The organism is Serratia sp. K1WW1 (genome assembly GCF_055790865.1).
Window position 1 is genome coordinate 4,717,132 of record NZ_CM147697.1, and the last position, 14,035, is coordinate 4,731,166.

Annotated in this window: 13 protein-coding genes; 5 read left to right on the top strand and 8 right to left on the bottom strand. The window is 57.2% G+C overall.

The window, feature by feature from the left end:
* Positions 1 to 232 precede the first annotated feature (232 nt).
* Positions 233 to 1,003: a peptidoglycan meso-diaminopimelic acid protein amidase gene (dpaA, locus tag ACX9GU_RS21435; RefSeq protein ID WP_473192852.1), complete on the top strand. Its 771-nt coding sequence runs from the start codon at positions 233 to 235 to the stop codon at positions 1,001 to 1,003.
* Here dpaA and ACX9GU_RS21440 read toward each other — a convergent pair.
* Together ACX9GU_RS21440 and lpcA are read right to left on the bottom strand one after the other, a co-directional pair.
* Positions 941 to 1,741: a class II glutamine amidotransferase gene (locus ACX9GU_RS21440; RefSeq protein ID WP_024483642.1), complete on the bottom strand. Its 801-nt coding sequence runs from the start codon at positions 1,739 to 1,741 to the stop codon at positions 941 to 943. The two genes, dpaA and ACX9GU_RS21440, sit on opposite strands and share 63 nt — an antisense overlap.
* A gap of 84 nt (positions 1,742 to 1,825) precedes the next feature.
* Positions 1,826 to 2,407 (bottom strand): D-sedoheptulose 7-phosphate isomerase, encoded by a 582-nt coding sequence (gene lpcA / locus ACX9GU_RS21445; RefSeq protein ID WP_021181931.1) that lies wholly within the window; start codon positions 2,405 to 2,407, stop codon positions 1,826 to 1,828.
* A gap of 256 nt (positions 2,408 to 2,663) precedes the next feature.
* On the opposite strand from lpcA, the gene fadE reads away from it, so the two are divergent.
* Positions 2,664 to 5,120, top strand: a complete 2,457-nt coding sequence (gene fadE / locus ACX9GU_RS21450) for an acyl-CoA dehydrogenase FadE (RefSeq protein WP_037375284.1) — start codon at positions 2,664 to 2,666, stop codon at positions 5,118 to 5,120.
* A 75-nt stretch (positions 5,121 to 5,195) separates the two neighbouring features.
* On the opposite strand, the gene mtnK is transcribed toward fadE, so the two are convergent.
* The gene (gene mtnK / locus ACX9GU_RS21455; protein WP_473192853.1) at positions 5,196 to 6,395 is read right to left on the bottom strand and encodes an S-methyl-5-thioribose kinase; all 1,200 of its coding nucleotides are present in this window, start codon (positions 6,393 to 6,395) and stop codon (positions 5,196 to 5,198) included.
* Positions 6,396 to 6,538: 143 nt separating this feature from the next.
* Here mtnK and mtnA point away from each other — a divergent pair, with 143 nt between their 5' ends.
* Positions 6,539 to 7,567: an S-methyl-5-thioribose-1-phosphate isomerase gene (gene mtnA, locus ACX9GU_RS21460; RefSeq protein ID WP_473192854.1), complete on the top strand. Its 1,029-nt coding sequence runs from the start codon at positions 6,539 to 6,541 to the stop codon at positions 7,565 to 7,567.
* An 11-nt stretch (positions 7,568 to 7,578) separates the two neighbouring features.
* Here mtnA and ACX9GU_RS21465 read toward each other — a convergent pair whose 3' ends face one another.
* The 3 genes from ACX9GU_RS21465 to ACX9GU_RS21475 are packed head-to-tail and all read right to left on the bottom strand — an operon-like array spanning position 7,579 to position 9,418.
* Positions 7,579 to 8,121: a 1,2-dihydroxy-3-keto-5-methylthiopentene dioxygenase gene (locus ACX9GU_RS21465; RefSeq protein WP_473192855.1), complete on the bottom strand. Its 543-nt coding sequence runs from the start codon at positions 8,119 to 8,121 to the stop codon at positions 7,579 to 7,581.
* The gene (mtnC, locus tag ACX9GU_RS21470) at positions 8,121 to 8,807 is read right to left on the bottom strand and encodes an acireductone synthase (protein ID WP_473192856.1); all 687 of its coding nucleotides are present in this window, start codon (positions 8,805 to 8,807) and stop codon (positions 8,121 to 8,123) included. Before mtnC ends, ACX9GU_RS21465 begins: the two co-directional genes overlap by 1 nt.
* Entirely contained in the window at positions 8,804 to 9,418 is a 615-nt protein-coding gene (locus ACX9GU_RS21475; protein WP_473192857.1) for a methylthioribulose 1-phosphate dehydratase, read from the bottom strand. The genes mtnC and ACX9GU_RS21475 overlap by 4 nt, the downstream gene beginning before the upstream one ends.
* Before the next feature lie 105 nt (positions 9,419 to 9,523).
* Here ACX9GU_RS21475 and ACX9GU_RS21480 point away from each other — a divergent pair, with 105 nt between their 5' ends.
* Together ACX9GU_RS21480 and ACX9GU_RS21485 are read left to right on the top strand one after the other, a co-directional pair.
* Positions 9,524 to 10,681, top strand: coding sequence for a pyridoxal phosphate-dependent aminotransferase (locus ACX9GU_RS21480; protein ID WP_473192858.1), 1,158 nt, complete (start codon positions 9,524 to 9,526; stop codon positions 10,679 to 10,681).
* The gene (locus ACX9GU_RS21485; RefSeq protein ID WP_473192859.1) at positions 10,669 to 11,442 is read left to right on the top strand and encodes an amidohydrolase; all 774 of its coding nucleotides are present in this window, start codon (positions 10,669 to 10,671) and stop codon (positions 11,440 to 11,442) included. Before ACX9GU_RS21480 ends, ACX9GU_RS21485 begins: the two co-directional genes overlap by 13 nt.
* Here the strand turns inward: ACX9GU_RS21485 and hpxK are convergent.
* Both hpxK and ACX9GU_RS21495 read right to left on the bottom strand, forming a co-directional pair.
* Positions 11,385 to 12,704 carry an allantoate amidohydrolase gene (gene hpxK, locus ACX9GU_RS21490; protein WP_473195229.1) on the bottom strand — a complete coding sequence of 440 codons (1,320 nt, stop codon included), beginning with the start codon at positions 12,702 to 12,704 and terminating at the stop codon, positions 11,385 to 11,387. The genes ACX9GU_RS21485 and hpxK overlap by 58 nt on opposite strands.
* Positions 12,704 to 13,945 carry a pyridoxal-phosphate-dependent aminotransferase family protein gene (locus ACX9GU_RS21495; RefSeq protein ID WP_473192860.1) on the bottom strand — a complete coding sequence of 414 codons (1,242 nt, stop codon included), beginning with the start codon at positions 13,943 to 13,945 and terminating at the stop codon, positions 12,704 to 12,706. Before ACX9GU_RS21495 ends, hpxK begins: the two co-directional genes overlap by 1 nt.
* Between the last annotated feature and the right edge of the window lie 90 nt (positions 13,946 to 14,035).

Here is a 14,035-nt window from a genome sequence, read left to right on the forward strand (position 1 = left end):
CGTGCTATCTAGTGACCTGAGTCGAGGAAATGCAATTAAACGCCTGTTATCTCTTGACACTACTCGTTAAAAACTTGGGGTCACTTCACTTTTACCGATGGTTGTAGTTTTTTTATACACTTCGCATATTGCTAAAAAATAACACGCTGGTAATCTGACGGGGTTAATACACAAACCCCGTCAGTGGCACGCTGGCTGCGTTCTAAAAATAAATAAGCAGGATAAATTAAGAATGAGCAAAATCGCGCTGTTGTTTGCGATGCTATTTTGTACGCCGCTGATCACGGCGTGCAGCGCCAGTGAGCCCGCCCCGGCTCCCCAGTCCCCTTTGGTTGCACAGCAGTTATTAGGTTCACCGGTCTATATCCAGATATTCAAAGAAGAGCGCAAGCTGGAGTTGTACGCCAAGATGGGCAACGAATTCCGCCTGGTGAATAGCTTCTCTATCTGTAACTTCTCCGGAGGGCTTGGCCCGAAGCGCCGTGAAGGGGATTTTAAAAGCCCGGAAGGTTTTTATAGCGTCGACACCCGCCATCTGAAACCAGACAGCAAATATTATCGCGCCATCAATATCGGTTTCCCGAATGATTACGATAAAGCGCAGGGATATTCCGGTGCCTATCTGATGATCCACGGGGAATGCAAATCGATTGGTTGCTACGCGATGACCAACGCCTATATGGACGATATCTATCGTTACGTTGAGGCGGCGTTTGCCCATGGGCAAAACCGGGTGGACATCAGCATTTATCCGTTCCGCATGACCGAACAGAACCTGCAACGCCACCGCTCTTCAACCTACATCAGCTTCTGGCGTCAGTTGAAACCGGGCTATGACTACTTCGTCAAAAACCGTCAGCCGCCGCTGGTTAACGTGGCCAACGGCCAATATGTGTTGGCACAGCCGGTGATTGGCAGCGGTCAACCAACGCAGTACGCCTCAACGATTGAGACCAGCAACAACCCGTTCGCCCGCAGCCAGCCGCTCACCGTAGTGAAATAACGCAAACTCGCCTGGTGCAATCTTGTGCCAGGTTTCATTGCCCGTCAGCGGTTGGGTCGCAATCACCGTGACCACGTCATCCGGCGTGGTCTGCCGCTGAAAATCAATCTCTACGTCCTGATCGAGCAAGGTGGCTTTGCCAAACGGTGCTCGCCGGGTGATCCAGTAAAGGTTGGTGGAGCAATAGGCCATCACAAAGCGCCCATCTGACAACAGCATATTAAATACCCCTTTCTCTCTGAGCCGGTCGGCCAATAACGCGATATAGCGAAATACGGCTGGCCAGTTGCTGGGAGTGCGTGGGTATTTCAGCGCCAACTGGTGTAACAGCCAGCAGAAGGCATATTCACTGTCGGTCTGCCCTACCGGGCGGAAGTTGCCGGTCGCCAGTTGGCGATAGCCTTTCAGCTGCCCATTGTGAGCGTAAGTCCAGTTGCGGCCCCACAGCTCACGGGTAAAGGGATGGGTATTTTCCAGCGCCACCTCACCGCGATTAGCCTGGCGGATGTGGGAGACCACGGCACAGGACTTGATCGGGTATTCCTGCACCAGGCGGGCAATAGGTGAATTAAAGCTGGGTTGGGGATCCTTGAATGTGCGACAACCGTTGCCTTCATAGAAGGTAATGCCCCAGCCATCTTTATGTGGCCCGGTTCGGCCACCGCGCTGTACCAGCCCGGTAAAGCTAAAGCAGATGTCGGTTGGTACGTTGGCGCTCATCCCGAGCAGTTCACACATCGATTGCCACCCCTTGAGGACTACTGACATTGGTATAAGGGCGCAGCTTTAAGCCACGCCCTATATTTAATGCTGATCTCGCTATTAAGCCTTAACCATCTCTTTTTCGATCAACAGGATCAAGATGTGGATCGCTTTGATATGGATTTCCTGGATACGGTCGGCATAGCCAAAGTGCGGTACGCGGATTTCCACGTCGGCGCTACCGGCCATTTTGCCACCGTCTTTGCCGGTCAGGGTGATCACTTTCATCCCCTTGGCACGGGCCGCTTCAATGGCTTTGATGATGTTGCCAGAGTTGCCGGAGGTGGAGATCCCCAACAGCACGTCGCCTTCGCGGCCTACGGATTCCACATAGCGGGAAAACACGTATTCATAGCCAAAATCGTTGCTGACGCAGGACAGATGGCTAACGTCAGAAATCGCGATGGCCGGATAGCCCGGGCGATTCTCACGGTAGCGGCCAGTCAGCTCTTCAGCGAAGTGCATCGCATCGCAATGCGAGCCACCGTTACCGCAGGAGATCACTTTCCCGCCGGCTTTAAAGGAATCCGCCAGCAGCACTGCCGCGCGTTGGATGGTATCAATGTTGGCGTCATCGCTGAGGAATTTCGCCAGAGTATCAGCCGCTTCATTCAGTTCACTGCGAATTAAATCGTGGTACATAGAGATCGCCTCAAGTTGTGCGGTGGCATCGTCAATCTTTCGTCTTGCAGTGTAACGGATTGCAGAAAAACCTAGAAGCGTTGCGAAGCAAACAGCGCTAGTGTGAACCGACCCGGCGATTTTTTGACAATTGATGCTGTCAGTTTGTGACTTAAGTTGTAATTAAAGTGTAAATACATTGATAAAAAAAGTGGTATGGACTAAAACCATTAGATATACACAACAGGTCAGACCTCTTACTACTTCGGAGCTTCTTATGATGGTTCTTAGTATCGTTGTTCTACTCGCACTCATTGGTGTGGTGTTTTATCACCGAGTGAACCTGGCTCTCAGCAGTCTGCTGCTGTTGGCCTTTACTGCGGCCATGGGCGCTATCGGCCTCTGGACCTACTGGATGCTGGTACCGCTGGCAATCGTGCTGCTGCCGCTGAACATCGTTTCGCTGCGCCGCTCGCTGCTTTCTGCCCCTGCACTGCGCGCTTTCCGCAAAGTGATGCCGCCAATGTCCACCACGGAAAAAGAAGCCATCGACGCCGGGACCACCTGGTGGGAAGGCGATCTGTTCCGCGGCCAACCGGATTGGAACAAGCTGCACAACTATCCGCAGCCTAAGCTGACGGAAGAAGAGCAAGCCTTTATCGACGGCCCGGTAGAAGAAGCCTGCCGCATGGCCAATGACTTCGAGATCACCCACGAACTGGCCGATCTGCCGCCGGAGCTGTGGGCCTATCTGAAAGAGCACCGCTTCTTTGCGATGATCATCAAGAAAGAGTACGGCGGGCTGGAATTCTCCCCTTATGCTCAGGCCCGCGTCCTGCAAAAACTGGCGGGTGTCTCAGGTATTCTGGCGATCACCGTCGGCGTGCCTAACTCCCTCGGCCCAGGCGAACTGCTGCAACATTACGGCACTGAAGAACAGAAAGATCACTATCTGCCAGGCCTGGCGCGCGGCGACGAAATTCCTTGTTTCGCCCTGACCAGCCCAGAAGCAGGTTCCGACGCTGGGGCCATCCCGGACGTAGGCACCGTGTGCATGGGCGAATGGCAAGGCAAACAGGTGCTGGGCATGCGCCTGACCTGGAACAAGCGCTACATTACCCTGGCGCCGATTGCCACCGTACTGGGGCTGGCCTTCAAGCTGCATGACCCAAGCCGCCTGCTGAGCGATAACGAATCCCCCGGTATCACCTGTGCGTTGATCCCAACCAACACCCCAGGGGTGGAGATCGGTAACCGTCACTTCCCGCTCAACGTGCCGTTCCAGAATGGCCCAACCCGCGGCAACGACGTGTTCGTGCCGATCGATTACATCATTGGCGGGCCAAAAATGGCCGGTCAAGGCTGGCGGATGCTGGTTGAATGCCTGTCGGTTGGCCGTGGTATCACTCTGCCGTCCAACTCTACCGGCAGCCTGAAATCGGTGGCTTTGGCGACCGGTGCTTACGCCCATATTCGCCGCCAGTTCAAAATCTCTATCGGTAAGATGGAAGGGATTGAAGAACCGCTGGCACGTATTGCCGGTAACACCTACGTGATGGATGCCGCCGCCTCGTTGATCACCTATGCGTTGATGCAGGGCGAAAAACCTGCGGTGCTGTCCGCCATCGTGAAATACCATTGTACCCACCGTGGCCAGCAGGCCATCATTGATGCGATGGATATCACCGGCGGTAAAGGCATCATGCTGGGCGAAGCCAACTTCCTGGCCCGTGCCTACCAGGGCGCGCCTATCGCCATCACGGTAGAAGGTGCCAATATCCTGACCCGTACCATGATGATCTTCGGCCAGGGGGCGATCCGCTGCCATCCTTATGTACTGACCGAAATGGCAGCCGCGCAGAACAACGATCTGCACAGCTTCGACCAGGCGCTGTTTGGCCACCTCGGCCACGTCGGCAGCAGCAAAATGCGCAGCCTGTGGCTTGGCCTGACCAATGGCCGCACCAGCAGCACGCCAACCAAAGACGCTACACGCCGCTACTATCAGCAGCTCAACCGTCTGAGCGCCAACCTGGCGTTGCTGTCTGACGTTTCCATGGGCGTGCTGGGCGGCAGCCTGAAGCGCCGCGAGCGTATCTCTGCCCGTCTGGGTGACGTGCTGAGCCAGATGTACCTGGCCTCGGCCACGCTGAAACGTTTTGAAGATGAAGGGCGTCAGAAAGAAGATCTGCCACTGGTTCACTGGGGCGTGCAAGACAGCCTGAACCAGGCAGAGCAAGCGCTGGACGATTTGCTGCGCAACTTCCCTAACCGCTTTATCGCCGGGGTGATGCGCTTGGTGGTGTTCCCATTCGGCCGTGTGCATACCGCACCTTCAGATAAGCTGGACCACCAGTTGGCGAAGATTATCCAACAGCCTTCAGCCACCCGTAGCCGCCTTGGCCGTGGCCAATACCTGACGCCAAGCGAGCATAACCCGGTTGGCCTGCTGGAAGCCGCGTTGCTGGACGTGATTGCCGCAGAACCTATCCACCAGCGCCTGTGCAAGCAAGCCGGTAAGAACCTGCCGTTCACCCGTCTGGATCGTCTGGCACAGCGTGCACTGGATGAAGGCAAAATCAGCGCCGACGAAGCCAAGATCCTGGTGAAAGCGGAAGAGAGCCGTCTACGTTCAATCAACGTCGATGACTTTGCGCCAGATGCGCTGGCGGCGCAGCAGCCGGTAAAGCCAGTAAAGCTGGAAAAACGCCAGAAGCAGACTGAAGCCGCATAACGTTCAGCGGCTGTAAATACCAAAGGGGCGATACCGTTAAGGATCGCCCCTTTTTCATTGCAGATTCAGATTGGCTCAGCCATGTTGGCGGATACGCGCCAGCAAGGCATCGATGTGTTCTATGTGCGGCGCGTTGACGATCAGCGCGCGGCCCAGATTGAGGGCGTTGCGCTGACACTCGGCACGCATTTCCGCATCGGTGATGCTGTCCAGATCGGCCACGTGCGCCAGCCCGATAGTACGGCGTATCAGCTCCGTACCGCAGTAACCCACCGCATCCGTCCAAACCTGTTGCAGGAACTGCTCGGCATAGCCCGGCAGCGCCAGCGTTGCGTCACGGCTATGTTGATGGCACAACGCCAGAAAGCGATCGGCAAAGATCAGCCACAGCTCACGCACATCCTGCAACCGCTGCTCACGCCCAGCCGCTGCATCACGCGGGCCAAACAAACCCGGCAAACCGCAATAGTTCAGCAGCAGATTACCCAGCGCAGTGCCAATATCAAAGCCGATCGGCCCGTAGAAGCCGAACTCGGCGTCGATCGCCTTCAGCTTGCCTTCCGCGACAAAGATCGAACCGCTGTGAATATCACCGTGCAGCAACGCCTCGGCTTTGCTCAGGAAGCGATGCTTCAGCCCGGCTACCGCCAACTTCAGCGCCGCGTCATCACGCAGCGCCAGCACCTGCGGCAACAGCGCCTCGTCAAACTGATTACGCTCATGATCCTGGTAGGGATCGCTGAAAAACAGATCTTCGGTGATCTGGCACAGCTCCGGGTTACTGAAACGGCTGACTTCGGCCTTTTTCAGCTGTGCGGTCTGGTAAAAATCAGAGGTGTGAAACAGAGTTTGCGCCAGGTATTCCGCCAGTTGCCCGGCAGCCAGCGGGTAGTAACGCCCTTTCACCAGCTCGCTGCGCCAGATGTGATGATCAGAGAGATCTTCCTGCACCATCACCGCCAGCTCAGGATCGTGATGCAGCACCTGCACCGTGTGGCGCGGGCAGAGCGCCCCATGGATCAGCAGCGTTTCCGCTTCGATACGCGCCCGATCCAGCGTCAGCGGCCAGGACTCCCCCACGCAACGTACGTACGGCAGCGCCTGTTTGACAATCACCCGGCTGACGCCGTCAGCATCACGGATTTTAAACACCAGGTTCAGATTGCCATCGCCGATCTCGTCGGCGCTCACCAGCACCTGTGGATCGGCCAGTTGCCCATATTGGCGCGCGTATTCAACGGCATCAGCAGCAGTAAACGTACGATATTGTGACATCCCCCAACCCCTCTGTTGTTTCCCATAGCGATGATTTTTTTATTTTTAGCCGCAAAAGCGTTTGGACGTCTATACATCCGGATGTCATGTTGGCAGAATGGGTTCACAGATGCAATAAGAAACACACAAGGATTTAACCACTGATGCAAGCACTTAACACCACCAGCCTGAGCCTGCAAGACAACCGCCTCCAGATCCTCGACCAGCAAGCTTTGCCGCAGGAAAAGTGCTGGCTGCCCTGCGACAGCGTGGACGAATTGGTTGGGCATATCCGCGCCCTGCGGGTGCGTGGCGCACCGTTGATCGGGCTGTCTGCCAGCCTGCTGCTCGCCCTGTTGGCCGAGCGTGGCCTGTCGCAGGCTGAGTTGGAGCAGGCATTACAGACGCTACGCGCCTCACGCCCGACGGCGGTGAACCTCATGAACAATCTGGATCGTATGAAGCAGGCTTTGGCACAACCGGATTGGGTGAGCGCGATGAGTGAGGAAGCACTGCGCCTGGTAGAGGAAGATCGGACTCTGTGCGATCGCATCGCCGATAACGGGGCCGAGTGGGTGAAACCGGGCAGTCGCCTGCTCACCCATTGCAACACCGGGGGACTAGCGACGGCGGGCGTGGGCACGGCGATTGGCGTTCTATTGCGAGCGCATCAGCAAGGCAAGATCGCCCAGGTTTGGGTCGATGAAACTCGTCCGTTGCTGCAAGGGGGCCGCCTTACCGCCTGGGAACTGGGTGAGCTGGGCATTCCTTACCGCTTGATCTGCGATTCCATGGCCGCCAGCCTGATGGCTACGGGCCAGGTCGATGCCGTCTGGGTAGGCGCAGACCGCATTGCGGCCAACGGTGACGTGGCCAATAAAATCGGCACTTACAGCCTGGCGGTGCTGGCCCATTACCACCGTATTCCGTTTTACGTGGCCGCCCCACACACCACGCACGATCCTCATTGCCCGAACGGCGCGGCCATTCCTATCGAACAGCGCGCGGCAGAGGAAGTGACGGGGGTCAGCGGTAGCTTTGGTTCCTGCCAGTGGGCACCGCTCAATGCGCCAACCTACAACCCGGCATTCGATGTCACTCCAGCAGCATTAATCAGCGGCTGGGTGTTGGATAGCGGCGTCATTACGCCAGAGCAGGTTGCCGACGGTATTTTCCAGCAGGCATTGGCATAACCTTTTGCCCCTCAATCTAGCTTTGGATATGCCTCGGCAATTTTGTCGCCGGTGAAATGGGCCACCCAACCTTCCGGATTATCAAATACGCGGATAGCGGTAAAGTTGGGGGCCGAGCCCATATCAAACCAGTGGCGGGTATTGGCCGGCACCGAGATCAGGTCGTTCTTCTCGCACAGGATTTGGAAGATTTTGCCTTCCAGATGCAGGCAAAACAGCCCCGCCCCTTCAACAAAGAAACGCACTTCATCCTCGCCATGAGTATGCTCGGCCAGGAATTTTTCCCGCAGCACTTCACGCTGGGCGTTGTCCGGACGCATGCTGATCACATCCCAGCTCTGGTAGCCCTTTTCCGCCACCAGCCGGTCGATCTCATGCTGATAGGCGGCAATCACCGCTTCTGGCTGTGGGCTCTCGCCCAACTCACGATCGGCCTGCCAGCGCTCAAAACGTACACCAATCTGCGCCAACTGCTGCTGGATAGCCTGCGCATCCTGGCTCTGCCATAACGGCTGCTGCGGCTCCTTATCGCTAAAAATGGTCAATCCACTCATTAGACAAACTCCCCTAACTCGATGTGATCAAAACGGTTAACCTGCCGGTGCTGGCTTTGTGGATCGGCAGCGTCACGGATCAGTTGGCAAGTGTGCCAACCCGCCAGCCGCGCCGCGTCCAGTTCCTGATGGATATCGGACAGGAACAACAGTTCAGTTGGCTCCAGGCCAATAGCCTTAGCGATATTCTGATACGACTGGCTTTCACGCTTGGCCCCCACGTGCGTATCAAAATAACCACTGAACAGCGGTTGCAGATCGCCCGCATCGCTGTAACCAAACAGCAGCTTTTGCGCTTCAACCGAGCCGGAAGAATAGACGAACAGTTTCAATCCTTGCTGCTGCCAAGCGGCCAGCTGTTCGGCCACCTCCGGGTAGAGATGCCCCTGAAAATCGCCGTTCAGGTAACCGCTGCGCCAGATGATGCCCTGCAAGGCTTTCAACGCGGTCGATTTGCGATCTTCATCCATAAAGCGATAAAGGGTGGTAATAAGCAGCTCATTATCAGCATCCGGCTGCGCGATCTCTGTACGCAATGCCGCCAACGGAGCCGCAACCTCGGCATCGTTGGCATGGCTGCGGATAAACTCCCCCAGCCGCTCACGGGCATAGGGGAACAGCACCTGATGCACAAAACGGATATCGCTGGTGGTGCCTTCAATATCGGTGACGATGGCACGGATCATTTGGCCTCCAGTAAACGGCGTTGCAGTTCGCACTGGAACAGGAACTCCAGCCCTTCAAGGTGGCGGCGCGCTTCCTCCACCTGTTTGCCCCAGCAATACAAGCCGTGGCCGCGCACCAGAAAACCGTACTGCAAGGGCGTTACCTCGGCATATGCGGCAACACGCGCAGCCAGCGCCGGAATATCCTGGTCGTTATCAAAAATGGGGATGCTGACGCTGTCGAGATGGCTCTTCTGCCCGCTGAGGGATTTCTGCATTTCATACCCTTGCAGCACCAGCGCTTCACTTTTCTCCACGCGGGAAAGCACGGTCGCATTGACCGAATGGGTATGCAGGATGGCACCGACGGTGGGATAGAGGCGGTAGATCAACGTGTGCAGGCCGGTTTCCGCCGAAGGCGTACGGCCGCTGGGTACATGATTGTTTGCCGTTTCCACCAGCAATAAATCCTGTTCGCTCAGGCTGCCCTTGTCTTTGCCGGACTCGGTCACCAGGCAATATTGGGTATCAAGGCGCAGCGACATATTGCCGCCGGTTGCCGGGCACCAGCCTTTCTCACCGATCCAGTGGCAGGCGGCCAATAGGGCAGATAATTGCGGGTTTTCTGTCATTCCGTCTTGTTTCCTGATGGCTACGGACGTCTAAACGTCTTGATTGCTAAACATTAACATCGTGCTATATTATTCGCAACATAAGCGCCAGGAGAAATAGCCTGAATGAGTACCGCACCTGTCCCAGCCAGCAAGTTACCCGACCTCGGCACCACCATCTTTACCCAGATGAGCGCTCTGGCGCAGCAGCATCAGGCGATCAACCTGTCGCAGGGCTTCCCGGATTTTGATGGCCCGGAGTATTTAAAACAGCGCCTGAGCTGGCACGTCAGCCAGGGGGCAAACCAATACGCACCGATGACGGGCGCAGCGCCGCTGCGTGAGGCCATTGCGGAAAAAACCGCTCAGCTCTACGGCTGGCAACCCGATGCCAATAGTGAAGTGACCGTCACTGCGGGTGCCACCGAAGCGTTGTTCGCTGCAATCAGCGCCCTGGTACGCTCCGGCGATGAAGTGATTTGCTTCGATCCAAGCTACGACAGCTATGCCCCGGCGGTGCAGCTTTCCGGCGGCGTTCTGAAGCGCATTGCCCTGCAACCGCCAACCTTCAAGGTGGATTGGCAACGGTTTGCCGAACAGCTTTCACCGCGCACGCGGCTGGTGATCCTCAACACTCCGCAGAACCCCTCCGCCACGGCCTGGTCGGCAGAGGATATGCAGCAGCTATGGGCCGCCATCGCCGATCGGGAAATCTATATCCTGAGCGATGAGGTTTACGAACATATCTGTTTTGCCAAAGGGGGGCACGCCAGCGTGCTGGCCCATCCGCAACTGCGTCAGCGGGCGATCGCCGTTTCCTCGTTTGGCAAAACCTTCCATATGACCGGCTGGAAAGTGGGTTATTGCGTGGCCCCGGCAGCGTTAAGTACCGAGGTGCGCAAGGTTCACCAGTATCTGACGTTCTCGGTCAACACCCCTGCCCAGTTAGCCTTGGCCGATATGCTACGCAATGAGCCAGAACACTGGCAGCAGCTACCCGCGTTCTACCGAGCCAAACGCGATCGTTTTGTGCAGGCGTTAGCTAACAGCAGGCTGGAAATTCTGCCTTGTGAAGGCACTTACTTCTTACTGGCCGATTACAGCGCCATTTCCGATCTGGATGACGTCGCCTTCTGCCATTGGCTGACCGAGCACGCAGGCGTGGCGGCGATCCCGCTGTCCGTTTTCTGTGCCGATCCTTTCCCCCATAAACTGATCCGGCTGTGCTTCGCGAAGCAAGATGCCACGCTGGATGCCGCTGCGGAGCGCCTATGTCGACTCTAAAAATTACCCTGTTGCAGCAACCGCTGGTCTGGCGCCAAGGTGAGGCCAACCTGCGCCAGTTCGATGCCTTGTTGCCCTCAATGACCGACCGCGATCTGATTGTACTGCCGGAAATGTTTACTACCGGCTTTGCTATGGATGCCGGGGAAAGCGCGTTGCCAGAACAACAGGTGATTGATTGGTTACATACCTGGGCGGTGAAAACCAACGCCTTGGTGGGTGGCAGCGTAGCGTTGAAAACGGCCGAAGGGGCGGTTAACCGTTTCCTGCTGGTGGAGCCCGGCGGCAAGGTGCATAGCTATGATAAACGCCATCTGTTCCGCATGGCCGGTGAACACCAACACTATCAGGCTGGGAAACAGCGCACCATTTTCGAATGGCGCGGCTGGCGTATCCTGCCGCAGATCTGTTATGACCTGCGCTTCCCGGTGTGGTCACGCTATCAACAGGATTACGATCTGGCCCTGTACGTGGCCAACTGGCCGGCGGCGCGCAGCATGCACTGGCAAACGCTGCTGGCAGCACGGGCGATTGAAAACCAGATTTACGTGGCGGGGTGCAACCGCGTGGGCGAGGACGGCAACGGCCTGAATTACAGCGGTGACAGCCTGATTATCAGCCCGCAGGGGGAACGGTTGGCCAGCGCAGAAGCGGGCCAGGCAGCGAGGCTGGATGCCGAGCTTTCGCTGGAAACGCTACAAACCTACCGCAACGCTTTCCCTGCCTGGCGTGATGCGGATGGCTTCCAGCTGCATGACTGAGTAGGGGATATCGCGGGCCAATTCGCCACGATTTGGCAATAAGCCTGAACTGCCTGCGCTACGTCGCAGGTGGTTACAGCCTCATCAGGATGATGGCTGATCCCCCCAGCACAACGGACAAACAGCATCCCCACCGGCCAACGGGCGGCGACAGCTATGGCATCATGCCCCGCACCGCTAGGCAATATCGGGCTGCTCCCTTGTACCTGCACTACCGCGTCATGCCAATACTGCTGCAACTGAGGGTCACAAGCGGTAGCCGGTATGCGGTAGAACTCCTCGCTGTCGAAGCCGACTCCGCGACGCGCGCCAATGCTCTGCGCCTGTGCCAGTAATTCGGCCAGCAACGCGTCCAGCAATTCATCTTGCGGGCCACGAACGTCGAGAGATAACCTGACCTGCCCAGGGATCACATTAACTGCTCCCGGAAAGCTTTCGATCTGACCGACCGTGGCAACCACATGCGGATCGTATTCCATGGTGTGCCGCTCAACCGTGACCATCCATTCAGCGGCGGCAGCCAGCGCATCCCGGCGCTGCCCCATCGGCACGGTCCCTGCATGACCAGCATGTCCGGTAAAAGAACAGTTGAGGCGGCGCGCACCGTTAATCGCCGTGACCACTCCCAGAGCCTGACCGGCGGCTTCAAGACAAGGCCCCTGTTCAATATGCAGTTCGAGATAGGCGCAGATCGAGTCTTGTGCACGCTCGGCAGAACCCACAGCCGCAGGATCAAGACCCACGTCACGCATAGCCTCGGCCACGCTGATACCCTCAGCATCGGTGCATGCCAGCCAATCCTCTGCCCACTGCCCGGTGATCCCTTTGCTGCCGAGCAAGGTAATGCCAAACCGCGTGCCCTCTTCGTCGGCAAAACCGATCACCTCGAGCGCCTGCGGCAAACGCCGATTGCGGCTATGCAACAAGGCGACAACCTCGAGCGCGGTCAAAACCCCCAGCATGCCATCGTAGCGCCCCGCGTTGCGCACCGAATCCAGATGAGAGCCAAGCAGCAGCGCCGGTGCGGCCGGTTGCAGCCCTTCGTAACGCCCGCAGATATTGCCCACGCCGTCTTGCCAGACCTCCATCCCCAGCTCGCGCATCCAATTCCCAACCAGCTGGTTGGCGCGTAAATGTTCTGGGGAGAGATAAACCCGCGTCAGTTGGCCTGGCGTGCTGCTGATGGCCGCCAGTTCGTCGCAGCGAGCCATCACTCTGGCCGCGGCTCGTTCCGCTTCCAGAGGGGTCAGCAGCATTGCCATCAGTTCTGCTCGGCCTGGTAAATGTTCCATGCTGCCTGCATAGCTTCACCCTGCGGGCTAACAAAACCGAGACGGTTGAGTACCGCTTCCAGCGCGGCCAACGTTTGCAGCACGCAGTCTTTCCGCGCGTTATACCCCATGGTGCCAATCCGCCAGATCTTGCCCTGCAACGGGCCAAACGAGGTGCCGATTTCGATGGCGAAGTCATTGAGCATCATCTGGCGTACCTGCTCGCCATGGATGCCCTGCGGGATCACCACGCCCAGCACGTTGTTCATCTTGTTGGCGATATCGCCAAAGACCTCCAGCCCCATCCCCTGGATCCCGGCCAACATCGCCGCGCCATTCAATTTATGGCGGGCAATAGCCTTATCCAGCCCCTCCTCCAGGATCACCCGAGCACATTCACGCGCAGCAAACAGCATGCTGGTGGCTTCCGTATGGTGGTTCAGGCGCTCCGGCCCCCAGTAATCCATGATCATGCCGAGATCGAAATAGTTGGAGTAGATCATCTCGTCGTCACCGTCTGTGTGATCGACGGTACGGATCCCCTCTTCAACGCACTTACGGCGGCGCACGATCTCTTCAAACTGCGGGCTAAGGGTGATTGGAGAACTGCCGGAAGGGCCACCGAGGCATTTTTGCAACCCTGCGGACACCGCATCCAAACCCCAGGCATCGGTTTCCAACTCGTTACCGGCGAAAGAGGCGGTAGCATCGGTATAGAACAGGACGCCGTGGCGGCGACAGATGTCCCCTAATTCCGCCAGCGGTTGCAGCATGGTGGTGGAGGTATCCCCTTGCACCGTCAGCAATAGGCGTGGCCGTACTTTTTTGATCGCATCCTCGATCCGATCGGCACTGAATACTTCACCCCAAGGCGCTTCGATGGTGTGCACTTCGGCACGGCAGCGGCGGGCGATTTCACACAACAGATGGCCAAAACGGCCAAATACCGGCACCAGCACTTTATCCCCGGGGCGAATGGCAGAGACCAGCATCGCCTCGATACCGGCACGCGAAGTCCCGTCTATCAGCATCGTCCAGCGGTTCTGCGTACGGAACAGGGCGCGATACAGCTCCATCACCTGATTCATATAGCCGGTCATGGCCGGATCGTATTGGCCAATCAACTGGCTGGACATGGCACGCAGCACGCGCGGATCGGCATTGATCGGCCCTGGGCCCATCAGTAGGCGGTGCGGTGGATTGATTTGATCGAATTGATTGATAGCTAGCATGTTCATTCCTTGTCAACTTAATAACTTAGCCTGGAGATTGCTACGTCTGCGACCGGCCGGTTTTTTGTTATTGCTAGATTATCGCCAAGC